This is a genomic window from Streptomyces griseomycini (assembly GCF_014203535.1).
GTDB lineage: Bacteria > Actinomycetota > Actinomycetes > Streptomycetales > Streptomycetaceae > Streptomyces > Streptomyces griseomycini.
In genome coordinates this window covers 309,501-336,459 of record NZ_JACHJI010000001.1, presented here as the reverse complement: position 1 = coordinate 336,459, position 26,959 = coordinate 309,501, and the positions used below count along the sequence as shown (strand labels likewise).

The window sequence follows — 26,959 nt, the reverse complement described above, 5'->3', positions numbered from 1 at the left end:
CGGTTCTACTCGCCGCTGCCGTGCCGCTGCGGCTTTCTTCCGGCGGCTCCGGGGTGATCTTCACGTCGCGCTCGCCCCCGGGCTCACACCGTCCCCGGGTCGCTCTGGGCTGCGTACGCCGCTACTCGTCCCCATCTCCGCTTTTCGCTCCGCCCAGTGTACGGCGCGGCGGGGGTGGCGGCCGACCGGTTTCCCCGCGACCGGGGGAGGGGGCCGCGTACGGGCTTCGCGTGATCCGGTATGGCCTGACATGTACCGAATGGCGTGGTGCGCGTGTTCGGATCCCTGGACGTCGCCCTCGGCGGCATACCCGGCGGGGAGCTGGGCACAACGCATGCAGGTTCGCCGCGCGGCGTCCGCGGGGCGAGGGAATCGGGCGGTGTGCCCCGTTGCCGCGGGACTCAAGTCGATTTATCGTCCCAGCACGATTCACGCGCAAGATCACAATATGTGAAGGGGCTGCGACCATGGTGGCGAAGAAGACCGCCGTACAGCAGTCGGCGTCCGGTGGGCCCGGACGTGCCGGCGGCAGCGCGCCCCGTGCGGAGGCCGCCGGCGGTGCGGTCGAGGGCGTGGACGGGCGGAAGAGCACCCGGGGTGCGGTGGGGGGCGCGGCGAAGCCCGCGAAGCGGGTGCGGGGGCCCGCGGCCGGCCCGAGCGGCACGAAGCGCACGGAGAAGGCGCCGGTTGCCGGGAACGGGGCGAAGGAGCCCGCCGACGGCAGGCCGGCGACGAGGAGGACGACGCCCGGAGCCGCGCCGCCGCAGAAGTCCGCGGCCGGGAAGTCCGCGGCCGGGAAGTCCGCGGCCGGGAAGTCCGCCGTCGGGGCTGCGGCGACGGGGAAGGGGCCGGCCGGGAAGGCTGCGTCGGCCGGGAGGCGCGCGAAGGAGGCGTCGGCCGGGAAGGCCGGGTCGGTGAGGGGGAAGGCGCCGTCCGGTGGTGCGTCCGCTGGGCAGGCGGCGGCGCAGAAGCGCGCGGCCGGGAAGACGGCGAGGAGGACGGCGGCCGGAGCCGCGCCGCCGGAGGGGGCCGCGGCCGGGAGGACGTCGGCCGGGAAGGCCGCGGCGAAGGAGACGTCCGCCGGGGCTGTCCCGGTGGAGGAGGCGCCGGTCCGGAGGGCGGCGACGGAGAAGGGCGCGGTCGGGGCCGCGCCGGGCAGGAGGGCCGCGGTCGGGGAGACCGGTGGTGCCGACGAGGGGGGCGGGCGCGGGGGCGGCAAGAGGGCCGCCGTCCGGAGCGCGGGGGGCACGGGGGGAAAGGGCAAGGGCACCACCAGGAACAGCGGGGGCACACAGGACATGGCCGGGCGTGACACGGCCACTGACGCGGGTGCGGCCGAGGCCGCGACGCAGACGGGAGCGACGACGGTGGGTGCGAAGAAGACCCCTGGCACGGCCACGGCGGCGAAGACCGCCGTGCCCAAGGCACGGATCGCCGCGGCGGAGCCGGGCGACCTCGCGGTGCGGCCGGGCGAGGATCCCTGGACGCCGGAAGAGGTCGAGGAGGCGCGGTCCGGGCTGATGGCCGAGGTGACGCGGCTGCGCGACGAGATCAGCTCGTCCGAGCAGTCGCTGGCCGGTCTCATGCGGGACTCCGGCGACGGCGCGGGCGACGACGACGCCGACACCGGCACCAAGAACATCACGCGCGAGCACGAGCTGGCGCTCGCCGCCAACGCGCGCGAGATGCTCACCCAGTCCGAGCGGGCCCTGCAGCGCCTGGACGCCGGCACCTACGGCCTGTGCGAGAACTGCGGCAACCCCATCGGCAAGGCCCGCATGCAGGCCTTCCCCCGGGCCACCCTGTGCGTCGAGTGCAAGCAGAAGCAGGAACGCCGTTAGCGATCGCCCCCGTGTGCCTCCTGAGCACGGAGGCCGTGCGGGGCGTGTCGTACCCTCGTCCTCAGTCAGGCACCTAGGTTGAGGGACTCACGTGGCAGAGGCGGAGCGCATCATCGGTACGCCGGACACCCCGGACGCGGACCGGGACGGGCAGGAGCGGGACGACGCCCACGCGGGCGGCGCCCCCGGGGCCGGCGCCGAGGGGACGGTGGCGGAGGCCGAGCGGCCCCGCGGCAAGCGGCGCGTCGCCGTGCTGTTCGCCGTCGCCGCCTTCGCCTACGCCCTCGATCTGATCAGCAAGATGATCGTGGTCGCCAAGCTGGAGCACCACGAGCCCATCGAGATCGTCGGGGACTGGCTGAGGTTCGAGGCGATCCGCAACGCGGGCGCGGCCTTCGGCTTCGGCGAGGCCTTCACCGTGATCTTCACGGTGATCGCGGCAGCCGTGATCGTGGTGATCATCCGGCTCGCCCGCAAGCTCTACAGCCTGCCCTGGGCGATCGCGCTCGGCCTGTTGCTCGGCGGCGCCCTCGGCAACCTCACCGACCGGATCTTCCGGTCCCCGGGCGTCTTCGAGGGGGCGGTCGTCGACTTCATCGCGCCCAAGCACTTCGCCGTGTTCAACCTGGCCGACTCGGCGATCGTGTGCGGCGGCATCCTGATCGTGCTGCTGTCGTTCCGGGGCCTCGACCCGGACGGGACCGTCCACAAGGACTGAGGGCCCCGAGGGCTCTCGTACGGGAGTGCCGGACCCGTCCGGCATACTCGACGGGTGAGCACGATTCCCGAGATCCGTACCCTGCCCGTGCCCGACGGCCTGGAGGGCGAGCGCGTCGACGCCGCCATCTCCCGCATGTTCGGCTTCTCCCGCACCAAGGCGGCCGAGCTCGCCACCGCGGGGAAGGTCACCGTCGACGGGTCGGTGGTCGGCAAGTCGGAGCGGGTGAGCGGCGGTGCCTGGCTCGAGGTCGAGATGCCGCAGGCACCCGCGCCGGTGCAGGTCGTCGCCGAGCCGGTCGAGGGCATGGAGATCGTGCACGACGACGACGACGTGGTCGTGATCGTCAAGCCCGTCGGGGTCGCCGCCCACCCCTCGCCGGGCTGGACCGGTCCGACCGTGATCGGCGGCCTCGCCGCCGCCGGGTACCGCATCTCGACCTCCGGCGCCGCCGAGCGCCAGGGCATCGTGCACCGCCTCGACGTCGGCACCTCCGGCCTGATGGTGGTCGCCAAGTCGGAGTACGCGTACACGTCGCTGAAGCGCCAGTTCAAGGAGCGCACGGTCGACAAGCGCTACCACACGCTCGTCCAGGGCCACCCCGACCCCACCAGCGGCACCATCGACGCCCCCATCGGCCGCCACCCGCAGCACGACTACAAGTGGGCGGTCACCGCGGAGGGCAAGCCGTCCGTCACGCACTACGACCTCATCGAGGCCTTCCGCGCCGCCTCCCTCCTCGACGTCAAGCTGGAGACCGGCCGCACCCACCAGATCCGCGTCCACATGGCCGCCCACCGCCACCCCTGCGTCGGCGACCTGACCTACGGCGCCGACCCCACGCTCGCCAAGCGGCTCCGCCTCACCCGCCAGTGGCTGCACGCGGTGCGCCTCGGCTTCGAGCACCCCGGGGACGGCCGGTGGGTGGAGTTCTCCTGCGACTACCCCGAGGACCTGCAGGAGGCGCTGGACCGGGTCCGGGAGGAGACCTACGCATGAGCCTCTCCTACGTGGTCAGGGAAGCGGCGGACCCCGCCGACCGCGAGGCGTGCTTCGCGGTGCGCAAGGAGGTCTTCGTCGCCGAGCAGGGCGTCCCGGAGGACATCGAGTACGACGCGTACGACGCCGGCGCCGTGCACGTGCTGGCGGTCCGGGAGGACGGCGTACCGCTCGGCACCGGACGGCTGCTGCACGGCGAGGCCGCCGCAGCGAAGAACGGCGGCGACCCGGGGACCGGGGCCCTCGGACGGCTCGCGGTGACCCGCCGGGCACGCGGACTCGGGGTCGGGGCGGCGCTGGTGCGGGCCGTCGAGGAGGCGGCCCGCGCGCGCGGCCTCACCGCCGTCGACCTGCACGCGCAGACCCACGCCCTGGGTTTCTACGAGCGGCTGGGGTACACGGCCTACGGACCCGAGTTCCCGGACGCGGGGATACCGCACCGGGCCATGCGGCGCGTCCTGTAACCGGAGGCCGCGAACGGCCTGGTGAGGGCGGCGGCGTGGCAGGCTGGAGGTCCGCCGGCCGATCGTCGACCCTCCGGGAGCACTGACCGTGGATCAGTTGGCCCTGTTGTTCGCCCTGCTGCTCGGGGCCGTGGTGAGCGTTCCCGTCGGGGAGCGGCTGGGGCTGCCGGCGCCGGTGCTGATGACGGTCCTCGGGATCGTCCTGGCGCTGCTGGAGTTCGTCCCGAACGTCGACGTCCCGCCGGACCTGATCCTGCCGCTGCTGCTGCCGCCCCTGCTCTACGCGGCCGTGCGCCGGACGTCCTGGCGCCAGTTCGCGGCGAACGTCAGACCGATCCTCCTGCTGGCCGTGGCGCTGGTCTTCGTCACCACCCTGTGCGTGGCCGTCGTCGCCCACGCGATCGTGCCGGGGCTGCCGCTGGCCGCCGCCGTCGCCCTCGGCGCCCTGGTCGCGCCGCCCGACCCGGTCGCGGCGACCGCCGTCGCCGGGAAGCTGGGGCTGCCGCGCCGGCTGGTGTCCATCCTGGAGGGCGAGGGGCTGTTCAACGACGTCACGGCCATCGTCCTGTACCACGTGGCGATCGCCGCCGCCGTGAGCGGCACCTTCTCGCCCTGGCGGGCCGGACTGGACCTGGTGCTGTCGGCCGTGGTGGCGGTCGCGGTCGGGCTCGCCCTCGGCTGGGGCGCCAACAAGCTGATGGGACTGCTCGGCGACCCGACCCTGCAGATCGCCCTGACGCTGCTGGTGCCGTTCGCCTCCTACGTCCTGGCCGAGGAGCTGCACGGCTCGGGGGTGCTCGCGGTGCTCACCACCGCGCTGTTCCTCGTGGAGTACGCCACCGACGCCGACGACGTCATGACCCGGCTCGCCGGGCACACCTTCTGGGACATCGTGGACACCCTCGTCACCGGTGTCGCCTTCGGGCTGGTCGGTCTCGAACTGCACAACGCGGTCCGGACCGCGGCCGGCCACTGGGGCGAGCTGCTCGTCTGGGCGGCGGCGGTCGTGGGCGTGGTCGTCCTCGTCCGGCTGGCGTGGCTGCTGCCGGCGACCTGGCTGACGAAGCGGCTGCACACCGCGCGGGACGTCGGCGAGGAGATCCCGGTGAGCTGGCGCGAGACCGTGGTGATGTGGTGGTCGGGGATGCGCGGGGTGGCCTCCGTCGCGCTGGCCCTCGCCATTCCGCTGGAGACCGGTGCCGGAGACCCCTTCCCCGCCCGGAGCGAGATCGTCTTCATCGCGTTCGGCGTGGTCATGGCGACACTGCTGGTGCAGGGACTGACCCTGCCGTGGCTGGTGAACCGGCTGGGGGTGCGGGGCGACGCCGGGCGGGAGAAGGAGCTCGAGCGGCAGCTGGCGGTGCGGGCGGCGAAGGCGGCGAAGCGGCGGCTGCGGGAGATCGAGGAGGTCGAGGACCTGCCGGAGGAGCTGTCCGAGCAGATGCTGCGCAGGTCGTTCGACATCGGGGTGCGGATCAGCCCGGAGGTGGCCGAGGACGAGCGGCGGGAGGCGTACCGGCAGCGCGCGCTGCGGCTGAGGCGGGTGCGGCGGATCGAGGGGGAGATGCTGAGCGCCGCGCGGCACGAGGTGCTGGCGGCGCGGAGCGAGGCGGGGGCCGATCCCGAGGTGGTGGACCGGGTGCTGCGCCACCTGGACGTGCGGAGTCTGCGGTGAGTCCCCCGCGTTCGGCGCCGTCGGCGGGTTTCCGTTCGTAGGATCTCACCATGACTCGCAACGTGGTGATCAGTGGTGGCGGTACGGGGATCGGGCTTGCCGCGGCACAGGCATTCGCCAGGGACGGGGACCGGGTGCTGCTGCTCGGGCGGCGGGCCGAGGTCCTGGAGAAGGCCGAGGTGCCGGGGGCGTCGACGTACGCGGCCGATCTGAGCGATCCGGCGGCGGTGCGCGGCGTCGCCGGCTTCGTGGCGCGGGAGTTCGGGACCGTGGACGTGCTGGTCCACAGCGCCGGGGGCAACGGGATGCTGGAGCCGCCCGCCGGAGGCGGCGATCCGCTCGAAGCCGTCGCGCACGACTGGACCGTCAACTTCCGGCTGAACACGCTGACCGCCGTGCTGCTCACCGAGGCGCTGAAGGAGCGGCTCGCCGAACCGGGCGGGCGGGTGCTCTTCCTCAGCTCCATCGCCGCGTACCGGGGGTCCGGCAGCGGGGCGTACGCGGCGGCCAAGGCGGCGTTGCACCCGTACGTCCACGACCTCGCCCGGCAGTTGGGGCCGCGCGGGATCACCGTGAACGCGGTCGCACCCGGTTACGTCGAGGACACCGGGTTCTTCGGCGGCGCGATGGAGGAGGAACGGCGGGCGCGGCTCGTCGCCGAGACCTCGACCGGCCGGGCCGGGGCGCCCGGGGACGTGGCCGCGACCCTGCACTGGCTCGCGTCCCACGGCGCCGCGCACATCACCTCGCAGATCGTCCAGGTCAACGGCGGCGCCGAACGGGGTCACTGAGGGCCGGTCAGCGCTCCCTCGGGTGGCTGTGCACCCGGCGGGCCGCCGGTATCCCGCGGGGGGAGCGGTGGCCGTCGAGGCCCGGCGGCGGCACCGCGTCCGCCGTGTTGACCCGGGGCAGGGCGTACGGGTGCTCGTCGGCCAGCCAGCGGATCATCCGCTCGCGGACCTCCACCCGCACCGTCCATATGTCGTCGGCGTCCTTGGCCGTCACCAGGGCCCGCACCTCCATGGTGCTGGGCGTGCTGTCCGTCACGGTCAGGTTGTAGGCGCGGCCGTCCCAGGCCGGGCACTCCCGCAGGATGTCGCGGAGCCTGTCGCGCATCGCCTCCAGCGGGGCCGAGTGGTCGAGGTGCCAGAAGACGGTGCCGGTCATCTGCGGCGTGCCGCGCGACCAGTTCTCGAACGGCTTGGACGTGAAGTACGACACCGGCATGGTGATCCGGCGCTCGTCCCAGGTGCGGACGGTCAGGAAGGTCAGCGTGATCTCCTCGACCGTGCCCCACTCGCCGTCCACCACGACCGTGTCCCCGATGCGCACCATGTCGCCGAAGGCGATCTGCAGCCCGGCGAACATGTTGCCCAGCGTGGACTGGGCGGCGACGCCGGCGACGATGCCGAGGATGCCGGCCGAGGCCAGCAGCGAGGCTCCGGCCGCCCGCATCGCGGGGAAGGTCAGCAGCATCGCGGCCACCGCCACCACCCCGACGATCGCCGAGACCACCCGCCGGATCAGCGTCACCTGGGTGCGCACCCGGCGGACCCGTGCCGGGTCGCGGTGGGAACGGGCGTTGGCGTACCGGGTGTACGACGTCTCGACGACCGCGGCCGCGATCCGGATCACCAGCCAGGCGGCCGACCCGATCAGCACCAGGGTCAGCGTGCGGCCGATGCCGACCCGGTGGTCCGGGAACAGCCGGGCCTCCACGTAGGACCCTCTGAGCAGGGCCGTGCAGAGCACCAGTTGGTAGGGGACACGAGCGCGGCGGAGCAGCCCCCACAGCGGGGTCTCGTGGTGGCGTTCGTCGGCCTTGCGCAGCAGCAGGTCGGTGGCCCAGCCGAGCAGCAGCGTGAGCACGACCGAGCCGCCGACCACGGTCAGCGGGCGGAGCACGTCATCCATGCCCTCGAACCTAACCGGCCCGGGGCGGGGACGAACATGTGACTTCCGCACGCCCGTGGGTACTGCCGCGATCCGACGCCGTCACACCGGGCTGGCACGATGGGACGCATGAACATCATGCTCTTTCACTCGACCTACGGTCTGCGGCCCGCGGTGGACCGGGCCGCGGACCGGCTGCGCGCGGCCGGACACGAGGTCTGGACGCCCGACCTCTTCGAGGGCCGTACGTTCGACACGGCCGAGGAGGGCATGGCGTACAAGGAGGAGATCGGCAAGGAGGAACTGCTGAAGCGGGCCGTGCTGGCCGCCGCGCCCTACTCGGAGCGGGGGCTGGTGTACGCCGGGTTCTCCTTCGGCGCCTCCGTCGCCCAGACGCTGGCGCTGGGCGACGACAGGGCGCGGGGACTGCTGCTCCTGCACGGCACCTCCGACATCGCGGCGAACGCCTCGGTGGACGACCTGCCGGTGCAGCTGCACGTCGCGGAGCCGGACCCGTTCGAGACCGACGACTGGCTCAGTGCCTGGTACCTGCAGATGGGCCGGGCGGGGGCCGACGTCGAGGTGTACCGGTACGCCGGGGCCGGCCACCTCTACACCGATCCCGACCTGCCGGACTGGGACGAGGAGGCCGCCGAGGCCACCTGGCGGGTGGCGCTCGGCTTCCTCGACTCCCTGGAGGCCTGATCCCGGCGGGACGGTGACGGACGGCCGGGAGCCGCCGGCCGGGCTGCGCCTTGCGCGCCACCCCGCAGTAGGCGTCCACGGGCGCGCCGCTCCCGCCCGGTTCCCCGGCCTCCGGCCGCCACTCGGGCACCCGCACGGCCCCGGGCCCCACCAGCTCCAGCCCTTCGAGGAGCCCGGTGATCTCCTCGACGCTGCGCACGTGGTACGGCACCGCGCCGCTCGCGTTGTGCGCCTCGGAGGCCGCGATCACGCCCTCGCTGGTGGCCGTACCGTCGCTGATCACCAGATGGCTGCCCGGGGGAGCCCCGCCATGAGCCGGCGCACCAGGTCGCGGGCCGCCTCCCGGTCGGGTACGTGACCGAGCGTGTTAGAGGATCATCAGGGCGACCGGCCGGGAGGGGCCGGGCGTCCCGGCGGCGGCCCGCAGCACGGCCTCGGGGTCGTGCGGATCGGCGTCCAGGTACGCGGTCCCGCCCTCCGGCGTGCTGGTGAGCAGGGCATCCGCGTGGGTGAGGACGACGGGGTCGTTCGGCCCGGGGAAGACGTCCTTGATCTGATCCCCCACCTCCCGGTCGACCTCGTAGTGGTCCTCGCCGCCGACGAAGTGGTTCCAGAAGCGCGCCGAGTGCGGCTCGGTCGTATCGATCCGGGCGCGCGTCCCGAGCCCGGCACGGTCCTGGGTGGTGTCCTCCGACACGGACGGGCCTCCCGTGGGCGGGCGGCGACCGGTGCGCCCGACGTAGGCGGACCGGCCGTGAAACCCCCACACCCGGGTCTCACGGCCCCGGTCGACCGCCCGCTTCCGGCCACAGGGGGCGCAGGAGGGCAGAGGTCAGGGACCAGGGATCAGACCGGATCGTGGGTGCGCTCGACCTTCTGCGTGCCGCTGCGCGTGCGGTAGGAGCGGGCCCACTCGGCCGTGGCGTCCGGGTCCGTGCGGTCGGACAGGACGTAGTAGTCCATCTGCGCCCGCTCGGCGGTGATGTCCAGGACGCCGTAGCCGTGGCGGTCGGTGTCCACCCAGCGGACGTGCCGGTTGGCGGCCTTGATCAGCGGTGAGGCGATCGCGGAGACGGTGCCCTCGGGGACCTTGACGATGTCGTCCAGGTTGTCGGAGGTGACCGAGGTGACCACGAACTCCGTGGCGGCCGAGGGCGACAGCGGGTAGGTGGCGGCGTTCACCGGCACGTCGTTGGCCCACGCCATGTGGATGTCGCCGGTGAGGAAGACCGTGTTGCGGACGGCGTTCGCACGCAGGTGGGCGAGGAGCTCGCGGCGGTCGTCGGTGTAGCCGTCCCACTGGTCGGTGTTGAGGGCGAGGCCCTCCCGCGGCAGGCCGAGCAGCTCGGCGAGCGGCTTCAGGAGGTGCGCGGGGAGGGAACCGAGCGCGAACGGCGAGATCATCACCGAGGTGCCGACCAGCCGCCAGGTGGTGTCGGACGCCGTCAGGCCCGCCTTCAGCCAGTCCAGTTGGGCACGGCCGGTGAGCGTGCGGTCCGGGTCGTCGACCTCTCCGTCGCCGAGGGAGACCTGCGGGGAGCGGAAGGAGCGCAGGTCCAGCAGGGACAGGTCGGCGAGCCTGCCGAAGCGCAGCCGGCGGTAGGTGGTGCCGGCGAGCGCGGGACGCACCGGCATCCACTCGAAGTAGGCCCGCTTGGCGGCGGCTTGGCGCGCGGCCCAGGTGCCCTCGGCGCCCTCGGTGTGGTTCTCGGCGCCGCCCGACCAGGTGTCGTTGGCGATCTCGTGGTCGTCCCAGATCGCGATGACCGGCGCCTTGGCGTGCAGGGCCTGGAGGTCCGGGTCCGTCTTGTACTGCGCGTGCCGGACGCGGTAGTCGGCGAGGGTGACGATCTCGTGGGCGGGTGCGTGCGGGCGGACGACCCGGTCGCGGGCGCCGTACTCGCCGGTGCCGTACTCGTAGACGTAGTCGCCCAGGTGCAGCCAGGCGTCCAGGTCGCCCCGTGCCGCGAGGTGGCGGTACGCCGAGAAGCGGCCGGCCTCCCAGTTGGAGCAGGAGACCACGCCGAAGCGCAGTCCGGTCACGGCGGCGTCGGCGGCCGGGGCGGTGCGGGTGCGGGCGACGGGGGAGTCGGTGCCGCCGGCGGAGAAGCGGAACCAGTAGTCGGTGGCCGGCCGCAGGCCGCGGATGTCCGCCTTGACGGTGTGGTCGGAGGCGGCGGTGGCGAGCGTCGAGCCCTTCGCGACGACGTCGGTGAACGCCCTGTCCCGGGCGACGGTCCAGCTCACCTCGGTGTCCGGGCCGAGCCCGGAGCCGGGTATCGCCTCCGGCGTCGGCGTCACGCGGGTCCACAGCAGGACGCCGTCCGGCAGCGGGTCGCCGGAGGCCACGCCGTGCAGGAAGGCGGGGGCCTGCGCCGCCGCCCGGGCGGGCAGGGACGCGGCGAGCGGTCCGGTCAGCACCGCGGTGGCGGCGGCTGCCTTGACCACCGTGCGGCGGCGCGGGGAAAGGGAGTCGGTGTCCGCGGTGGCGGAGACGGTGCTCTCGGATGATCTGTGTCGACTGGTCACAGCCGATCAGATTACTGACAGGTACACGCGAGAGCGGGCGAACTCGCCAAAGTTCGCCCGCTCTTCAGCGTGCGGTCGACCGACCGGGGGTCAGCCCTTGAGGGCCTTGTCGATGGCCGTGTTGAACTCCTCCACCGTCATGGGGGCGTTCTTGCCGTTGGAACCGGTGAGCTGCTTGCCGTCCATCTTCAGCGTCGGCGTGCCCTCGACACCGCTGTCGTCGAACGTCTCGGACATCTCCAGCGCCCACTTGTCGAAGGTGCCGTCCTTGACGTCCTTCTGGAACTGCTTGTTGCCCTTCAGGTCGTCGACCGTGTTCGCGACCTCGATCAGGTACGAGTCGTCCTTGAACTTGTCCTCGCTCTCCGCGGGGTGGTGCTCGGCCGAGTACAGCGCGGACTTGTAGGCGAGGAACGCCTCGGGGCCGACGTTCAGCGCGGCGCCCAGGGCGCTCAGGGCGTTCTTGGAGCCCTCACCGCCCAGACCGCGGTCGAGGAACGAGGCGCCGACGAAGCGGATCTTGTACTTGCCGTCCTCGACGTCCTTCTCGATCGTCTTGCCGACGCTCTGCTCGAACGTGGCGCAGACCGGGCAGCGCGGGTCCTCGTACAGCTCCAGGGTCTTCTTGGCGTCGGACTCGCCGATGACGACGGTCGTGCCGTTCTCACCGCTGGAGTTGGCCGGCTTGACGAGCTTGTCGTCCTGCGCGGCCTCCCAGTAGCCGGGCTTGTTGCCCTGGACGACGGCGTAGCCGATGCCGCCGGCCACCGCCAGGACACCGACGACGGAGCAGGCGACGACGACCTGCCGCTTGACCTTCTCGCGCTTGGCCTGGCGCTCGCGCTCCGCGCGCAGGCGCTCTCGGGCCGCCGTCTTCGCCGCCTGGCTGTTCCGCTTGCTCATGGTGATGTTCTCCACGGGGGACGCACACGGTCGTGTGCGGGATGGGTAGGGGGACTGCTCGTGCTCGGGGTGCCGCCGGTGCCGGGGCGGGGGATCGCCTCAGACGAGGGCGGCGGAGCACGGCGGGCCACGCCGTCCCAGGGAGTGCACGAGGATCCGGGTCCGGGCCGTGGGGGCCTCGCGGACCGGGAGAGCGGGCCGGCGGACCTCCGGGGCCTCGCGGCCCGTCACCGCCGAGACCGCGAGCAGCAGCGGCCGGACCGCCGTCGAAGCCGTCGCCGCCACCGCGCCGAGCAGCTGGGCCAGCGCCCGCTCGCCGCGGCGCAGCCAGGCGGCGGCGCACAGGCCGACGCCGATGTGCGCGCCGAGCAGCATCCAGGCGGTGGCCGGATCGGCGTGGGCGAGCAGGACCACCGGCCGGTCGCCGCCCTCGGCGGCGGCGCCGGTCACGCGGGCGAGCGGTGCGCCCACGCTGGTGCCGTCGCCGCACAGCACGTCGAAGCCGAAGGAGCGCAGCGGGCCCGCGACCGGGCCGCCCATCCGGCCGTAGCAGACGTGCTGGCCGGTGGTGAAGACGGTGTCGGCGGCCAGCTCCAGCGGGATCAGCAGGGCGGCGATCCGCCCGAAGGACCGCTCCCGCCCCGCCAGGGCGTACGCCAGGGCGAACACGGCGGCGGCGATCGCGGCCACCGTGTTCAAAGGCAGCGGAGCCCCGGACAGCAGCACGTGCGACGCGGTGCTGAGCGTCACGACCACCGCCGTGAACAGCGCCGCGCGGACGGCTCTGAAGTGGGTTCCGGATATGTCCATCGCGGGGAAAGTCTGTCACGGGCTCCGGTAAAGGAACCCTAAAGGGTCCCTGTGAGCGTGAGGAGGGTTACAACCCCGGGATCCTGCCGTTGCGGAACAGGTCCAGGAAGATCTGGTGGTCGCCGCGCGCGCGTGCGCCGTAGGAGTGCGCGAAGTCGACCAGCAGCGGGGCGAGGCCCTCCTCGTCGGCCGCGATCGCCGCGTCGATGGCCCGCTCGGTGGAGAAGGGCACCAGGGACTCGCCGGAGGTGTCGTCCGCCGCCGCGTGCATCGTCGCCGTGGCCCGGCCGAGGTCGGCGACGACCTGGGCGATCTCCTCGGGCTCGTCGATGTCGTTCCAGTCCAGGTCCACGGCGTACGGCGAGACCTCGGCGACCAGCTGGCCCGCGCCGTCCAGCTCGGTCCAGCCCAGCCACGGGTCGGCGTGCGCCTGCAGCGCGCGCTGGGAGATCACCGTGCGGTGGCCCTCGTGCTGGAAGTAGTCCCGGATCGCCTGGTCGGGGATGTGCCGGGAGACGGCCGGGGTCTGGGCCTGCTTGATGTAGATCACGACGTCGTTCTCCAGGGCGTCGCTGTGGCCCTCCAGCAGGATGTTGTACGACGGCAGCCCGGCCGAGCCGATGCCGATGCCGCGACGGCCCACGACGTCCTTCACGCGGTAGGAGTCCGGGCGGGCCAGGGAGGCGTCCGGCAGCGTCTCCAGGTAGCCGTCGAAGGCGGCGAGCACCTTGTAGCGGGTGGCGGCGTCCAGCTCGACCGCGCCGCCGCCGGCGGCGAAGCGGCGCTCGAAGTCGCGGATCTCGGTCATCGAGTCCAGCAGCCCGAACCGGGTCAGCGAGCGGGCGTCGCGCAGCGCGTCGAGCAGCGGGCCCTGGGCGGTGTCCAGCGTGAACGGCGGCACCTCGTCGCTCTTCGCGCCCGTGGCCAGCGCGTGGACGCGCTCCCGGTAGGCGGCGGCGTAGATCTGCACCAGCTCGGTGATCTGCGCGTCGCTGAGCGCCTTCGCGTAGCCGATCAGCGCCACGGAGGCGGCGAAGCGCTTGAGGTCCCAGGTGAAGGGGCCGACGTAGGCCTCGTCGAAGTCGTTGACGTTGAACACCAGGCGGCCGTTGGAGTCCATGTACGTGCCGAAGTTCTCCGCGTGCAGATCGCCGTGGATCCACACCCGGGACGTCCGGTCGTCCAGGTAGGGGCCGCTGTACGTCCTCCCGTCGCCCCGTCCGCCGCCCTCGGCGTCCAGGTCGTGGTAGAAGAGGCACGCCGTCCCCCGGTAGAACGCGAACGCCGAGGCCGCCATCTTCCGGAACTTCACCCGGAACGCGGCCGGGTCGGCGGCCAGGAGCTCGCCGAAGGCGGTGTCGAGGACGGCGAGGATCTCCTCGCCGCGGTGCTCGTCGTCGAGCTGCGGGACCGGCATCGCTGGGTGCCTCCTGGTGCGGGACGTCTCGTCGGACGGCTGGTCCGTCCTGACGCCTAACGTGTGAAGGGTCACGGGAGTGCCCGCGCCCCGCCCGAAGGTACGCCGGGACGCCCCCGGAGTGTCAGTGCCGGGGCATAGACTTCGACGCTGACCACCAGACTGCCCACCCACCCGTCACCAGCAGCCCTCCCGTCACCCGACCACCGCCCCTCACCGAGGCGCTCCGCGCCACAGCGTTCACCTTTGGAGGCCGCACCGTGTCAAAGCCGCCGTTCACGCACCTGCACGTCCACACCCAGTACTCGCTGCTGGACGGTGCCGCGCGGCTGAAGGACATGTTCAACGCCTGCAACGAGATGGGCATGACGCACATCGCCATGTCCGACCACGGCAACCTGCACGGGGCGTACGACTTCTTCCACTCCGCGCAGAAGGCCGGGGTCACCCCGATCATCGGGATCGAGGCGTACGTCGCGCCCGAGTCCCGGCGGAACAAGCGCAAGATCCAGTGGGGCCAGCCGCACCAGAAGCGGGACGACGTCTCCGGTTCCGGCGGTTACACCCACAAGACGATGTGGGCGGTGAACAGCACCGGCCTGCACAACCTCTTCCGGCTCTCCTCCGACGCGTACGCCGAGGGCTGGCTGCAGAAGTGGCCCCGGATGGACAAGGAGACCATCGCGAAGTGGTCCGAGGGCATCGTGGCCTCCACCGGCTGCCCCTCCGGCGAGGTGCAGACCCGGCTGCGCCTCGGCCACTTCGACGAGGCCCTCAAGGCGGCCGCCGACTACCAGGACATCTTCGGCAAGGACCGCTACTTCCTGGAGCTGATGGACCACGGCATCGAGATCGAGCACCGGGTCCGCGACGGACTGCTGGAGATCGGCCGGAAGCTCGGCATCCCCCCGCTGGTCACCAACGACTCGCACTACACGTACGCGCACGAGGCGGGCGCCCACGACGCGCTGCTGTGCATCCAGACCGGCAAGAACCTCTCCGACCCCGACCGCTTCAAGTTCGACGGCACCGGCTACTACCTGAAGTCCACCGAGGAGATGTACGCCATCGACTCCTCGGACGCCTGGCAGCAGGGCTGTGCCAACACCCGGCTGATCGCCGAGATGGTCGACACCACGGGCATGTTCGTCAAGCGCGACCTGATGCCGAAGTTCGACATCCCGGAGGGGTACACCGAGGTCAGCTGGTTCCGCGAGGAGACCATGCGCGGCATGCACCGCCGCTTCCCGGACGGCATCCCGGACGACCGCATGAAGCAGGTCGAGTACGAGATGGACACCATCATCTCGATGGGCTTCCCGGGCTACTTCCTCGTCGTCGCCGACTTCATCATGTGGGCGAAGAAGCAGGGCATCGCGGTCGGCCCCGGCCGGGGCTCCGCGGCCGGCTCGATCGTCGCCTACGCCCTCGGCATCACCGACCTCGACCCGATCCCGCACGGCCTGATCTTCGAGCGGTTCCTCAACCCCGAGCGCATCTCCATGCCCGACGTCGACATCGACTTCGACGAGCGCCGGCGCGTCGAGGTGATCCGGTACGTGACGGAGAAGTACGGCGCCGACAAGGTCGCCATGATCGGCACCTACGGCACCATCAAGGCCAAGAACGCGATCAAGGACTCCGCGCGCGTGCTGGGCTACCCGTACGCGATGGGCGACCGCATCACCAAGGCCATGCCCGCCGACGTCCTCGGCAAGGGCATCCCGCTGTCCGGCATCACCGACCCGAACCACCCCCGCTACTCGGAGGCGGGCGAGGTCCGGTCGATGTACGAGAACGAGCCGGACGTGAAGAAGGTCATCGACACCGCGCGCGGCGTGGAGGGCCTGGTCCGGCAGATGGGCGTGCACGCGGCCGGCGTGATCATGTCCAGCGAGACCATCACCGAGCACGTCCCGGTCTGGGTCAGGCACACCGACGGCGTGACCATCACGCAGTGGGACTACCCGAGCTGCGAGTCGCTCGGCCTGCTGAAGATGGACTTCCTGGGCCTGCGCAACCTGACCATCATGGACGACGCCGTCAAGATGGTGAAGGCCAACAAGGGCGTCGACATCGACCTGCTGTCGCTGCCCCTGGACGACCCCACGACCTTCGATCTGCTCCAGCGCGGCGACACCCTCGGCGTGTTCCAGTTCGACGGCGGCCCGATGCGCTCCCTGCTCCGGCTGATGAAGCCGGACAACTTCGAGGACATCTCCGCCGTGTCGGCCCTGTACCGGCCGGGCCCGATGGGCATGAACTCGCACACCAACTACGCCCTGCGCAAGAACGGCCAGCAGGAGATCACGCCCATCCACCCCGAGCTGGAGGAGCCGCTCAAGGAGGTCCTGGACGTCACCTACGGCCTGATCGTCTACCAGGAGCAGGTGCAGAAGGCCGCCCAGATCATCGCCGGGTACTCGCTCGGCGAGGCCGACATCCTCCGCCGTGTGATGGGCAAGAAGAAGCCGGAGGAGCTGGAGAAGAACTTCGTCATCTTCCAGGCCGGCGCCCGCAAGAACGGCTACAGCGACGAGGCCATCCAGGCGCTGTGGGACGTGCTGGTGCCCTTCGCCGGCTACGCCTTCAACAAGGCGCACTCGGCCGCGTACGGACTGGTGTCGTACTGGACCGCCTACCTCAAGGCGAACCACCCCGCCGAGTACATGGCCGCGCTGCTCACCTCGGTGAAGGACGACAAGGACAAGTCGGCCGTCTACCTCAACGAGTGCCGCCGCATGGGCATCAAGGTGCTCCCGCCGAACGTCAACGAGTCCGAGGCCAACTTCGCCGCGCAGGGCGACGACGTGATCCTCTTCGGCCTGTCGGCGGTGCGCAACGTCGGCACCAACGTCGTCGAGTCGATCATCAAGTGCCGCAAGGCCAAGGGGAAGTACACGTCCTTCCCGGACTACCTCGACAAGGTCGACGCGGTCGTCTGCAACAAGCGCACCACGGAGTCGCTGATCAAGGCGGGTGCCTTCGACTCCCTGGGCCACACCCGCAAGGGCCTCACCGCCCAGTACGAGCCGATGATCGACAACGTGGTCGCGGTCAAGCGCAAGGAGGCCGAGGGGCAGTTCGACCTCTTCGGCGGCATGGGCGAGGAGGAGAACAGCGAGCCCGGCTTCGGCCTCGACGTCACCTTCACCGACGACGAGTGGGACAAGACCTACCTGCTCGCCCAGGAACGGGAGATGCTCGGCCTCTACGTCTCCGACCACCCGCTGTTCGGCCTGGAGCACGTGCTGTCCGACAAGGCCGACGCGGGCATCTCCCAGCTCACCGGCGGCGACTTCGGCGACGGCGCGGTGGTCACCATCGGCGGCATCATCTCGGGCCTGCAGCGCAAGATGACCAAGCAGGGCAACGCCTGGGCGATCGCGACGGTGGAGGACCTCGCGGGCTCCATCGAGTGCATGTTCTTCCCGGCGACCTACCAACTGGTGTCGACCCAACTCGTCGAGGACGCCGTGGTGTTCGTCAAGGGCCGGCTCGACAAGCGGGAGGACGTGCCGCGCCTGGTGGCGATGGAGCTGATGGTTCCCGACCTGTCCAACGCGGGCACCAACGCGCCCGTCGTCCTCACCATCCCGGCGACGCGCGTGACCCCGCCCATGGTCAGCCGGCTCGGCGAGATCCTCACCCACCACAAGGGCGACAGCGAGGTCCGGATCAAGCTCCAGGGGCCGACGAAGACGACGGTGCTGCGTCTGGACCGGCACCGGGTCAAGCCGGACCCGGCCCTCTTCGGTGATCTGAAGGTCCTCCTCGGACCCTCCTGCCTGGCGGGCTGAGCGGGCGACGCCGCGTGTCCGCCGCCGTGCGCCGGACACGTGTGAGGGGCACACCCGCTGGCGACGGCGGGTGCGCCCCTCTTCGTGTGCCTGGGTCTCAACAACCCTTTATGAAGGTGTCAGTTGTGGCCGAAGCGCTTCTGCCGGCCCTTGCCGCGCCCGACCTCGCCGGGCACGACCTCCGTGGTGCGCTGCTCGTCCGGCGTCTCCATCGCGGCCGGCTGTGCCGCCCGGCGGGCGCGCTCGGCCTGCGGCTGCTTCCGGTCACGGTTCTTGTTCTTGGCCATGGTGATGCCTCCTGTGGGGGATCTAGGGGCCAGGGCCGGAACCAGATTCACATAGCCCGACAACAGGCGCATGCCGGACAATTACCGTGTGTGATCGGGGTGATCGGAGGAAGAAGTGTGGAAACGCCACGCCGAAGATCGAGTTCGAGCCGTTAACCCCGGCGTGGTCGGGCAGACTCGAAGCAAGCCCGAAGCAAACCTCCCGGAAAGAGGGTGGATCGCGTGGACCGCTGCATCGTCCTGGTGGACGCCGGGTATCTGCTGGGGGCCGCCGCCAGTCTCCTCGCCGGGGAGCCCTCACGGTCCCGCATCACCGTCGACCACGCGGCCCTCATCCAGGGACTGCGCGAACGCGCCGAGTCCGACACGCGGCAGCCCCTGTTGCGCATCTACTGGTTCGACGGCGCCCCCGACCGCGTCCCGCAGCCCGAGCACCGCAGGCTGCGCGTGATGCCCCGGGTCACCGTCCGGCTCGGGGCGCTGACCCGCAGCGACGGCCGCTGGGCGCAGAAGGGTGTCGACGCCGCGATGCACGCCGAGCTCACCGAGCTGGCCCGCAACCGGGCCTGCTCCGACATCGTCCTGGTCACCGGTGACGGCGACCTGCTGCCCGGCATGATGGCCGCCAAGGAGCACGGCGTCGCCGTCCACCTGTGGGCCGTGCAGGCCGCCGACGGCGACTACAACCAGTCCGAGGACCTGGTCGCCGAGGCCGACGAGCGCCGGGTGCTGGACCGCGCGTGGATCACCCGGGCCGTACGGGCCAAGGAGTCCACCGGGGTGTGCACCCCGCCGCCCGCGGCGCGACCCGAGATCGCCGCGATCCTCTCCGCCCCGCTGCCGGAGTCCGCGCTCACCGCGGCGGCCGAGCGGACCGCGCAGGAGCCGCAGCACCCGGCCGCCGGCGCGCGGAACGGCAGCGCGGAACGGACGCCCGCGGTCAAGGGCGTGCCCACCCCCAAGGACCTGGCCGCCCTGCGCGGCCCCGGCGTCCAGCACCCCCCGCAGCCGGCGTCGGCCACCCTGCGCTGGTCCTCCGACAAGGGCTGGGTCGACCGGCCCGTCGCCGAGCCGGCCGAGGCCGCCTCCATGCCGACGCTCGCCCAGCTGACCACGGCCGAGCAGCGGTGGGCCGACCGCGAGGAGGACATCACCACCGTCGGCGGCGACCCCTTCGAGGTGGGGCAGGTCTTCGCCCGGCGCTGGGTGGAGCGGCTCGGCGACCAGTGCCACATCCAGAAGCTGTCCGCCATGTACCCCCGCATCCCGCACCGCATCGACGGCGAACTGCTGCGCTACGCGGCCCGCTTCGGGCTGCTCGCCCACAAGGACGACCAGATCGACGAGCGCGACCGGTACGCCATCCGGGCGGGCTTCTGGCGGGAGGTCGACGTCCGCACGGGCACGGAACGGGCCGTCTCCGGCGAGTGAGGCGGGAGACGGGCCGGGCCGGTCGTCCGGGGGCGCGAGGGGCGCCCTGACGCCGGGTCCGTGCCGGGGCGCCGGGGCCGACCGGTCCTGCCGCGGGTCCACGGCGTACCGGTGGACGTGCGGCACCCGGCCGACCCGGAAGCGGACCCGGGCGGCCGACCCCGTAGGCTCGTCCCTTGTGAGTACGCGCGCGGCACAGGCATTCCGGCACGGTGGTGACGTCGTGTGCGCGGTGCGCGGGCTGACCAAGACCTATCCGGCGGTCCGCGGCCGGCGCGGGGTTCCCGCGACGCCCGAGGTCAGGGCCACCGACGACGTACGGCTCGACATCCGGCGCGGTGAGATCTTCGGACTGCTCGGGCCGAACGGGGCCGGCAAGTCCACCCTCGTACGCCAGCTGACCGGGCTGATGCGGCCCGACCACGGCAGTGTGGAGATCCTCGGCCACGACATCGTGCGCCACCCCGAGCGGGCCTCACGCATCCTCGCCTACCTCGGACAGGAGTCCACCGCCCTCGACGAACTGACCGTGTCCCTCGCCGCCGAGACCACCGGCCGGCTGCGCGGCCTCGACGTACGGCAGGCGCGGGCGGACCGGGACGCCGTCCTGGAGGAGCTGGGGCTCACCCCGATCGCCGGGCGCCCCCTGCGGAAGCTGTCCGGCGGCCAGCGGCGGCTGGCCTGCTTCGCCGCCGCGCTGGTGGGGGAGCGGCCCCTGCTCGTGCTGGACGAGCCCACCACCGGCATGGACCCGGTGGCGCGGCGCGCGGTGTGGTCCGCCGTCGACCGGCGCCGGGCCGAGCGCGGCACGACCGTGCTGCTGGTCACCCACAACGTCATCGAGGCCGAGACCGTCCTCGACCGGGTCGCCGTCCTGGACCGGGGCCGGGTCATCGCCTGCGACAGCCCGGCCGGGCTGAAGGAGCAGGTCGCGGGCGAGGTCCGGGTCGAGCTGGTGTGGCGCGAGGCGCCGCCGCTGCACGTTCCCGAGGTCGCCGCGCTGCGGGACCGGGTCGCCGAGTCGGGCCGCCGCTGGACCCTGCGGCTGGCGCCCGAGGAGGCCCGTACGGTCGTCGCCACCGTCACCGGCGGGGCCGCCTTCGCCGCCCTGGACGACTTCACGCTGGCCACCCCCAGCCTGGAGGACGTGTACCTGGCGCTGGGCGGCGCCGTGCGGCAGGGGCTGGTGAAGGCATGAGCACCCGGGCCGCGTCATCCGTACGGAACAGGGCGACCACCGGAGCGGATCCGGGCGGACCTCCGAACGAAGGGGAGCAGCACGACGTGAGTGTCGTACCCGCCGATGTCCTGCCGGGCGGCGCCCTGGCCGCGGAGGAGGCCGCACCGAGACCGGCCGAGCTCGGTCCCCGGGCGCGGCTGTGGCCGTCGCTGGCGGCCGTGTACCGGGCGCAGCTGTCCCGGGCGCGGGTGGCGAGGATACCGCTGCTGTTCGTGGCGACCTTCCAGTCGATCGGGATCATGATCCTGATGCGCGGGGTCGTGGACGGCGGCGGCGAGGCGCAGGCCGTGGTCGCCGGTTCGTCGGTGCTGGTCGTGGCCTTCGTGGCGCTGAACCTCCTCGCGCAGTACTTCGGGCAGCTGCGGGCCAGCGGCGGCCTCGACCACTACGCCACCCTTCCCGTGCCGCCGGCGGCGGTGGTGCTGGGCGCGGCCGGCGCGTACGCGTCCTTCACCGTGCCGGGGACCGTCGTGACCGCCGTCTTCGGGTGCGTCCTGTTCGGGCTGCCCCTGGCCCACCTGTGGGTGCTCGCCGCCGTGATCCCGCTGGCGGGCGCGGCCCTCGCGGGGCTGGGCGCGGCGCTGGGCCTGCTCGCGCCGCGGCCGGAGCTGGCCACGCTGCTCGGGCAGCTGGGCATGTCGGCGGCGCTGCTGCTGGGCGTGCTGCCGGCGGAGCGGATGCCGGAGGCGGTGCGCCTGGCGCGGGACCTGCTGCCGTCGACGTACGGCGTCGAGGCCTTCGCACGGACCTTCGGTCCGCACCCCGCCTGGGCGCACGTGCTCGGCGACCTCGCCGTGTGCGGAGGCGTCGGCGTGATCTCGCTGGCGGTGGCGACCTGGGCGTACCGCAGGGCCGCCGTCCGGTGACGCGCCGCACAGCCGGGCCTGGCACGATGGCAGGGTGAGCGCACCTCTGACACCACCACCGCCTCCGCACGAACATTCCGCGCGGGACGCGTGGCAGCCGCCGTCCGACGGGCACGCGGCCGCCCCGGACCCGCAGAGGAAGACCGGGCACGCCGAGTACCCACGGCACGGCCGGTGGTACGAACAGGACGGCCCCGGGATGAAGACGGAGATGCGGGAGGCCGCCGTGACCGCGGTGGCGGTGGCGCTCGGCGGGGTGCTCCTCGGGGTGCTGTGGTGGTGGCTGGCGCCGCGCGTGCCGCTCGTGGGCGACGTGGTGAGCGGCAACTGGGTCGTCTACCTCAAGGACACCGAGGGCGAGCAGGCCGTCGGGGTGGACGGGACGTTCTCCCTCCTGGCGCTGGGCTTCGGCGTGGTGAGCGCGCTCGCCGTGTTCCTCGTGCGGCGGCGCGGGGGCGTGCCGCTGGTGGTGGCGCTGGCGGTCGGAGGCCTGCTCGGATCGTTGCTGGCCTGGCGGATCGGCGTGTGGCTCGGTCCCGCGCAGGACGTGGTCGCCCAGGCGAGGAGCGCGGGCAAGGGGGTCACCTTCGACGCGCCGCTGAAGCTGAACGCCAAGGGCGCGCTGCTGGCGTGGCCGTTCGCGGCGCTGGTCCTGCACCTGGGGCTGACCGCCCTGTTCGGCCCCCGCGACCCGGACCACTTCCCGCCGCCGGACCCGTACGTCCCGCAGGGACCGCACGGGGCGGCGTCGGGCTCCTAGGGCCTCTCGTTCGGGTCATGCCGGGCTCGCGGGCCCCGGCACCACTCCCACGCTCGGTTTCGCCCGCGCGGGAGGGACCTCCACCGCCGCGTCGTCGTCGGCCGGCAGGGCTCCGCCCTGCCGGCCTCCTCCGCCTCGCGACGCACGGCACCGGACCCCGCTCCCCGATCCGGCCCGATCCGAACGGAAGACCCTGGCGCCGGCCCCGGAGCCGGCGGGCAGCGGGCCACGGCTCCGGTGCACGGCCCCGGTGGACGGCGGGCCACGCCGGGCGCCGTCCGTGGTTCGCCCGGCCCTTCCTCGTGCGCCACCTGCGTGTGCGGGTCCTCTTCGGCATGGCCTTCCTCGTCAGCCGAGGAAGGAGGTCCCGTCGAGGGACTAGGCACGTCCGATCGGGGCCAGGGTCGCCGAGGTCAGCGCGGTCAGGTCGTCGGGGGAGAGCTCGACCTCCAGGCCGCGGCGGCCGGCCGAGACGCAGATCGTGTCGTGCAGGGCGGCCGACTCGTCCAGGACCGTCGGCAGCCTCTTGCGCTGGCCCAGCGGCGAGATGCCGCCGCGGACGTAACCCGTGGTGCGTTCCGCCAGCGCGGGGTCGGCCATCACGGCCCGCTTGCCGCCGACCGCCGCCGCGAGCGCCTTCAGGTCCAGCTGGCCGGCCACCGGGACCACCGCCACCGTCAGTGCGCCGTCGACGTCCGCCACCAGCGTCTTGAAGACGCGGTCCGGCGGCACGCCCATCGCCTCGGCGGCCTCCTCGCCGTAGGACGGGTGGGAGGGGTCGTGGTCGTAGGAGCGGACCGTGAACGGCACCCCGGCCGCGGTGAGGGCCACCGTCGCAGGGGTGCCCCCCGGCTGCTGCTGCTGCTTCTTCTTGGACTTCTTCGCCATCCCGGCCCGTACCCCAGACAGTCGTGCGTCAGTTGAGACTCGTCGGCCCGCGCGTCAGCTCCGACGCCGGCAACGACGGCAGACTACGGATGACCGCCGTCTCCGTGCGAAGGAGTTTCAGCTCGTCGCGGAGCCGGGACGCCGTGTCCGGCGCCTGGAGCAGACGCTGCTTCGTCGGCGTGTCCAGCATCATCGCGGCGGCGACCAGGTAGGAGACGACGCCCGGCTCGTCCGGCAGGTCCGCACCGGTCGCCAGCGACCGCTCCCGGGCCCCCGCCAGCCGCTTCTGGTACTGGCGGAACGCCCGCAGCACCCCCTCCGCCAGCGTCCCCGCCTCGTCGCCGGGTTCCTCGGCCACCGGTTCCAGTTCGGCCGTCAGGTACGGCCCGGAAGCGTCGACCGACAGCAGCCGCACCCGGGTCGTGCCGGTCGCCAGCACCTCGAAGGTGCCGTCGGCCCGCTCCCGGATCGTCGCCGCGTCGGCCACACAGCCCACCTTGTGGAAGGCCCGGAGCGGGTCGGTGCCGAAGCCGGCCGCCGGACCCCGCTCGGGCACGGCGGTCGGGTCGGGCATGCCGGGGGCGCTCGGCGCGACCTCGTGGCCGTCGCGGATCGCCACGACGGCGAACCGGCGCGGCTCGTCCTCCGGGGTCTTCAGCAGCTCGCGCATCATGGCGCGGTAGCGCTCCTCGAAGACGCTGAGGGGGAGCACGAGCCCGGGGAACAGGACTGTGTTCAGGGGGAAGAGCGGGAGCCGGACGGTGGTCACGACGCAAGAGCCTAATGGTCGCCGAAGCGGGCCCGTCCGCCCCGTTCACTCCGTGGATGGCCGGAACCCGTGGGGGAGGAACCGGACGCGACCGCCGCGCGCACGCCCTGACGCACCTCCAGGAACCGCCCGAGCGGGTCGTCCGCGTCCCGGTCCCAGGGGAAGGACGTGGCGTACGGGCCGGTCAGGCGCAGCTGCTCCAGGGCGTCCGGCCAGCGTTCGAGGCGGACCAGGACGTAGGTCAGGAGGTTGCGCGGCTCGGCCGGCCAGGAGTGGCCCGTCGGCAGCCGGGCGGACAGGGCGGCGGCGCGGTCGGCCGCCGCCTCGAGCCGCGCGCGCGGCACCTCGGGGCCGCAGCCGTCGGTCAGGTAGCCGAACGCCGCCCACAGCGGCAGTGCCTGGGTGAGCGAGTCGTCCGGCGCGTCCTGGGCGGCCAGGTCCGCGAAGTCGAAGCACTCGCGGTGCGCACCGTGCCAGGAGGACGACAGGTAGCGCAGGGCCGCCACATGGCAGCCGTAGTGGTGCGGGGCGCGGCGGACCGCCGCCTCCCACAGCTCCTGGAAGTACCGGTGCCCGGCGCGCGCGCCGCGGGCGTGGTCCAGGGCGAGCCGCCACGGCACCGGATCGTGGGCGTCCCCCTTCGCGGCGGCGGTGATCAGCGGGCTCACCTCGCGCAGCAGCTCGGTCCGGGCCGGTGAGTCCCAGGCGCGGTCCACCGCCCGCTGGGCCTCCACCAGCAGCCCGTCGGGGTCGCGCGGGGCGAGGGCGCGCCAGGTGTCCAGCCACTCGGGGCGCGAGCGGGCGAACGCGGCCAGCCGCCGCACATAGCGGTCGCGGTGCTCCCAGGCACCCCGGTGCCGGGTGGCGGCGAGCAGGCCGGCGGCGGACGCGTGATCGCCGCCGGCCGCCGCGACCAGCGCCGGACCCAGCGCGTCGTCGGGTGCGTCGAGGAGCACGTCGTCGTCGGCGGGCAGCACGACGGTGGCGGCGGGTACGACACCCGTCCCGCCTCGCCCCCGGGAGGTACGAGTGAATCCGTGCAGCAGAGCCATGGTGCCGACCATTGAAGGACCGCAGGTCACAGCCGCGCCAGAGTCCACGCTGAAGTCGCGGAAGGTTGTACGCGGCCCGGTCAAGGACCGGTAAAAAGCCGACGGTCCCCACCGTGCGCGAGGACGCGGGGCGCCACGGGCCCCCCGCGTCACAGCACGCTTGGCACCGGCGCTCCCTAGGTGCGCCGCAGGGTCCGCGTGGCCCCCGCCGCCACCGTCGTCGCCAGGATCCAGCCCAGCAGGACGAACGCCGTCGCCAGCCACTGCCAGCCGCCGCTCAGCTGCCAGAAGCCCACCTGCCCCAGGTCGATCACCGGCAGCAGCAGGTCCAGGGCGAACAGGGCCGGGTCCCACGAGGGGTGCTCACCGCTCTTGAGGGGCGGATGGTGCGCGTGCGCGAAGGCCAGCGAACCGCCCGCCCACAGCACCGCCATCCACACCGCGGCCCGGCCCGGCCGGTACCCGTAGGCGACCGTCCAGTCCTGCGCGTAGCCCCACAGCTTGGCCGCGAGCGGCAGGCTCTCGCGGCGGCGGCGCTGCTTGGCGAGCAGCACCTCGCGGGCCTCCTCGTCCTCCCCGCCCGCCCGCAGCACGGCGGCCAGCCGCTCGTACGGCTCCGGGTTGTACTCGGCGCTCGCCGCGTCCACCCACCGCAGCCGCAGCTCCAGCGGGAACGGGCCGCGCGGCACCAGGTTCTCGTAGGCGAAGCCGCCCATGTGCAGCCGGCCCGGGCCGGGCCAGCTCTCCGCCCGGTCCATCAGGTTGACCACCCGCGCCCCCGACAGCACCACCCTGCCGCGGGCCGGCCGCTCCCCGAGGAAGCGCAGCTCCGGCGTCTGCACCCGGCGCAGCGAGAGCTCCTGGTCGTCGGTGAAGGCGAACCTGGCCCCCTCGAAGTCGACCGCGTCCCCGAACCGGCCGTCGTCCAGCCGCACCCCGCCCTGGCACTCGAACCGCTGGATCCGCGTCCCGCGCGCCGGGGTCATCCCGCTCCGCGCCTGGGCGCCGACGCCCGCCGGGGTCAGGTACAGCGAACGCTCCACGGTCAGCTGCGGGGCGTTCAGCGCGAGCCGGGTGTACGGGTTGAGCAGCCGGGCGCCGCGCAGGCTGAGCGAGACGCCTATCGTCGCGCTGCGCAGACTCAGCTCGCCGTGCGACTCCAGCATCTCGGCCTGGAGGTCCTGGCCGACCGTCATGCCGTCCCCGGCGATCGAGCGCCCGCTGCGGTCCCGGTGCACGACCGCCTGGTTGAGCAGCAGGTCCGTGCCGATCCGGGCGTCGGTGAGCCGTACGCCGCCCGGGAACCGGCAGCGCGGCAGGTGCAGATCGCCCTCGGTGTGCAGCCGGGCCGCCTCCAGGCGCGGTATCGAGCAGTCCACCATCCGCACGGTCGTGAAGCGGGCCTCCGGCAGCAGCACGTCCCGCTCGAAGCGGCAGTCCCGCATCTCCACGTACGGCACCACCGTGCCGCCCGCCAGGTCCAGGGCGCCGCTGATCCGCACCCCGACCAGCTTCAGCGAGGACACCCGGCCGGCCAGCGCGGGCGGCCCGTCCAGCAGGAGCCAGCACACCACGCGGGCCCGGACCGTCCGCTCGGGACCCCACGGATGCCCTCCGTGCGGATCGTCGACGACCGCGTCCCCGCTGCTCAGGTCGTACACACTGCCGTTCCGGAAGGCCTGCCACATCCCGGCCTCCACGGCGGTCAGGTCCTCGGGCACCTCGTCGGCGTGCGGTCCCGCCCCCTCGGTCACGGCTTTCCCCTCCCTCCCGGGTACTCGTCGGTTCGTCCCTTCGTACAACCGTTCATGCCCGTTTCCGTGAGAGGTTGAACACGGAACGTGAGGAGGATCTCCGGCGTGTGTGCGCACCGTCACCGAGGGGCCCGTATCAGCCATTGGAACGGGCGGAC

General features: G+C 72.9%; 22 protein-coding genes and 1 pseudogene. 12 read left to right on the top strand and 11 right to left on the bottom strand.

The window, feature by feature from the left end:
- Positions 1–914: 914 nt before the first annotated feature.
- The 6 genes from FHS37_RS01545 (at position 915) to FHS37_RS01520 (ending at position 6,488) form a co-directional block, all read left to right on the top strand.
- The gene (locus tag FHS37_RS01545) at positions 915–1,841 is read left to right on the top strand and encodes a TraR/DksA family transcriptional regulator (protein WP_375372289.1); all 927 of its coding nucleotides are present in this window, start codon (positions 915–917) and stop codon (positions 1,839–1,841) included.
- Positions 1,842–1,932: 91 nt separating this feature from the next.
- On the top strand, positions 1,933–2,559 hold the full coding sequence (gene lspA, locus FHS37_RS01540) for a signal peptidase II (protein ID WP_184817156.1): 627 nt from the start codon (positions 1,933–1,935) through the stop codon (positions 2,557–2,559).
- A 54-nt stretch (positions 2,560–2,613) separates the two neighbouring features.
- Positions 2,614–3,558 carry an RluA family pseudouridine synthase gene (locus FHS37_RS01535; protein WP_184817155.1) on the top strand — a complete coding sequence of 315 codons (945 nt, stop codon included), beginning with the start codon at positions 2,614–2,616 and terminating at the stop codon, positions 3,556–3,558.
- Positions 3,555–4,022, top strand: coding sequence for a GNAT family N-acetyltransferase (locus FHS37_RS01530; RefSeq protein ID WP_184817154.1), 468 nt, complete (start codon positions 3,555–3,557; stop codon positions 4,020–4,022). Before FHS37_RS01535 ends, FHS37_RS01530 begins: the two co-directional genes overlap by 4 nt.
- A gap of 88 nt (positions 4,023–4,110) precedes the next feature.
- Positions 4,111–5,697: a Na+/H+ antiporter gene (locus FHS37_RS01525; protein WP_184817153.1), complete on the top strand. Its 1,587-nt coding sequence runs from the start codon at positions 4,111–4,113 to the stop codon at positions 5,695–5,697.
- 50 nt (positions 5,698–5,747) lie between these two features.
- Positions 5,748–6,488, top strand: a complete 741-nt coding sequence (locus FHS37_RS01520; protein ID WP_184817152.1) for an SDR family NAD(P)-dependent oxidoreductase — start codon at positions 5,748–5,750, stop codon at positions 6,486–6,488.
- Between the two features lie 7 nt (positions 6,489–6,495).
- On the opposite strand, the gene FHS37_RS01515 is transcribed toward FHS37_RS01520, so the two are convergent.
- Entirely contained in the window at positions 6,496–7,611 is a 1,116-nt protein-coding gene (locus tag FHS37_RS01515) for a mechanosensitive ion channel family protein (RefSeq protein WP_184817151.1), read from the bottom strand.
- A gap of 108 nt (positions 7,612–7,719) precedes the next feature.
- Between FHS37_RS01515 and FHS37_RS01510 the strand changes: the two genes are divergently transcribed.
- Positions 7,720–8,295, top strand: a complete 576-nt coding sequence (locus FHS37_RS01510) for a dienelactone hydrolase family protein (protein ID WP_184817150.1) — start codon at positions 7,720–7,722, stop codon at positions 8,293–8,295.
- Between the two features lie 109 nt (positions 8,296–8,404).
- Here the strand turns inward: FHS37_RS01510 and FHS37_RS01505 are convergent.
- The 5 genes and pseudogenes from FHS37_RS01505 to FHS37_RS01485 all read right to left on the bottom strand — a co-directional run.
- A pseudogene (locus FHS37_RS01505) lies at positions 8,405–8,992 on the bottom strand (SAM-dependent methyltransferase); the annotation flags it as partial.
- Positions 8,993–9,141: 149 nt separating this feature from the next.
- Positions 9,142–10,824 carry an alkaline phosphatase D family protein gene (locus tag FHS37_RS01500; RefSeq protein ID WP_184817149.1) on the bottom strand — a complete coding sequence of 561 codons (1,683 nt, stop codon included), beginning with the start codon at positions 10,822–10,824 and terminating at the stop codon, positions 9,142–9,144.
- A 90-nt stretch (positions 10,825–10,914) separates the two neighbouring features.
- Positions 10,915–11,727: a DsbA family protein gene (locus FHS37_RS01495; protein ID WP_184817148.1), complete on the bottom strand. Its 813-nt coding sequence runs from the start codon at positions 11,725–11,727 to the stop codon at positions 10,915–10,917.
- A 99-nt stretch (positions 11,728–11,826) separates the two neighbouring features.
- Positions 11,827–12,537: a hypothetical protein gene (locus FHS37_RS01490; protein ID WP_184817147.1), complete on the bottom strand. Its 711-nt coding sequence runs from the start codon at positions 12,535–12,537 to the stop codon at positions 11,827–11,829.
- A gap of 67 nt (positions 12,538–12,604) precedes the next feature.
- Positions 12,605–13,954, bottom strand: a complete 1,350-nt coding sequence (locus FHS37_RS01485) for a DUF2252 domain-containing protein (RefSeq protein ID WP_184817146.1) — start codon at positions 13,952–13,954, stop codon at positions 12,605–12,607.
- A gap of 260 nt (positions 13,955–14,214) precedes the next feature.
- Here FHS37_RS01485 and dnaE point away from each other — a divergent pair, with 260 nt between their 5' ends.
- On the top strand, positions 14,215–17,754 hold the full coding sequence (gene dnaE, locus FHS37_RS01480) for a DNA polymerase III subunit alpha (protein WP_184817145.1): 3,540 nt from the start codon (positions 14,215–14,217) through the stop codon (positions 17,752–17,754).
- Positions 17,755–17,873: 119 nt separating this feature from the next.
- On the opposite strand, the gene FHS37_RS01475 is transcribed toward dnaE, so the two are convergent.
- Positions 17,874–18,041 carry a hypothetical protein gene (locus tag FHS37_RS01475; protein ID WP_184817144.1) on the bottom strand — a complete coding sequence of 56 codons (168 nt, stop codon included), beginning with the start codon at positions 18,039–18,041 and terminating at the stop codon, positions 17,874–17,876.
- Between the two features lie 222 nt (positions 18,042–18,263).
- Here FHS37_RS01475 and FHS37_RS01470 point away from each other — a divergent pair, with 222 nt between their 5' ends.
- The 4 genes from FHS37_RS01470 to FHS37_RS01455 all read left to right on the top strand — a co-directional run bounded on the left by FHS37_RS01470 (position 18,264) and on the right by FHS37_RS01455 (position 22,338).
- Positions 18,264–19,472, top strand: coding sequence for an NYN domain-containing protein (locus FHS37_RS01470; RefSeq protein ID WP_184817143.1), 1,209 nt, complete (start codon positions 18,264–18,266; stop codon positions 19,470–19,472).
- Between the two features lie 223 nt (positions 19,473–19,695).
- Positions 19,696–20,670, top strand: coding sequence for an ABC transporter ATP-binding protein (locus tag FHS37_RS01465; protein ID WP_184817685.1), 975 nt, complete (start codon positions 19,696–19,698; stop codon positions 20,668–20,670).
- 86 nt (positions 20,671–20,756) lie between these two features.
- Entirely contained in the window at positions 20,757–21,578 is an 822-nt protein-coding gene (locus FHS37_RS01460; RefSeq protein ID WP_184817142.1) for an ABC transporter permease, read from the top strand.
- Positions 21,579–21,612: 34 nt separating this feature from the next.
- Positions 21,613–22,338, top strand: coding sequence for an AAA family ATPase (locus tag FHS37_RS01455; RefSeq protein WP_184817141.1), 726 nt, complete (start codon positions 21,613–21,615; stop codon positions 22,336–22,338).
- A gap of 378 nt (positions 22,339–22,716) precedes the next feature.
- On the opposite strand, the gene ybaK is transcribed toward FHS37_RS01455, so the two are convergent.
- The 4 genes from ybaK to FHS37_RS01435 all read right to left on the bottom strand — a co-directional run bounded on the left by ybaK (position 22,717) and on the right by FHS37_RS01435 (position 26,801).
- The gene (gene ybaK / locus FHS37_RS01450; protein ID WP_184817140.1) at positions 22,717–23,226 is read right to left on the bottom strand and encodes a Cys-tRNA(Pro) deacylase; all 510 of its coding nucleotides are present in this window, start codon (positions 23,224–23,226) and stop codon (positions 22,717–22,719) included.
- Between the two features lie 28 nt (positions 23,227–23,254).
- On the bottom strand, positions 23,255–23,995 hold the full coding sequence (locus tag FHS37_RS01445; protein ID WP_184817139.1) for an LON peptidase substrate-binding domain-containing protein: 741 nt from the start codon (positions 23,993–23,995) through the stop codon (positions 23,255–23,257).
- Positions 23,996–24,006: 11 nt separating this feature from the next.
- The gene (locus FHS37_RS01440) at positions 24,007–25,059 is read right to left on the bottom strand and encodes a hypothetical protein (RefSeq protein ID WP_184817138.1); all 1,053 of its coding nucleotides are present in this window, start codon (positions 25,057–25,059) and stop codon (positions 24,007–24,009) included.
- A 164-nt stretch (positions 25,060–25,223) separates the two neighbouring features.
- Complete coding sequence (locus FHS37_RS01435; RefSeq protein ID WP_184817137.1) at positions 25,224–26,801, bottom strand: oxidoreductase; 1,578 nt, start codon at positions 26,799–26,801, stop codon at positions 25,224–25,226.
- Positions 26,802–26,959: the final 158 nt, after the last annotated feature.

Excerpts from the sequence above, each read along its gene's own strand:
- FHS37_RS01530 (WP_184817154.1), top strand. The coding sequence starts at position 3,555 with ATGAGCCTCTCCTACGTGGTCAGGGAAGCGGCGGACCCCGCCGACCGC.
- FHS37_RS01520 (WP_184817152.1), top strand. The coding sequence starts at position 5,748 with ATGACTCGCAACGTGGTGATCAGTGGTGGCGGTACGGGGATCGGGCTT.
- FHS37_RS01515 (WP_184817151.1), bottom strand. The coding sequence starts at position 7,611 with ATGGATGACGTGCTCCGCCCGCTGACCGTGGTCGGCGGCTCGGTCGTG.
- FHS37_RS01510 (WP_184817150.1), top strand. The coding sequence starts at position 7,720 with ATGAACATCATGCTCTTTCACTCGACCTACGGTCTGCGGCCCGCGGTG.
- FHS37_RS01495 (WP_184817148.1), bottom strand. The coding sequence starts at position 11,727 with ATGAGCAAGCGGAACAGCCAGGCGGCGAAGACGGCGGCCCGAGAGCGC.
- FHS37_RS01490 (WP_184817147.1), bottom strand. The coding sequence starts at position 12,537 with ATGGACATATCCGGAACCCACTTCAGAGCCGTCCGCGCGGCGCTGTTC.
- FHS37_RS01485 (WP_184817146.1), bottom strand. The coding sequence starts at position 13,954 with ATGCCGGTCCCGCAGCTCGACGACGAGCACCGCGGCGAGGAGATCCTC.
- FHS37_RS01475 (WP_184817144.1), bottom strand. The coding sequence starts at position 18,041 with ATGGCCAAGAACAAGAACCGTGACCGGAAGCAGCCGCAGGCCGAGCGC.
- ybaK (WP_184817140.1), bottom strand. The coding sequence starts at position 23,226 with ATGGCGAAGAAGTCCAAGAAGAAGCAGCAGCAGCAGCCGGGGGGCACC.
- FHS37_RS01440 (WP_184817138.1), bottom strand. The coding sequence starts at position 25,059 with ATGGTCGGCACCATGGCTCTGCTGCACGGATTCACTCGTACCTCCCGG.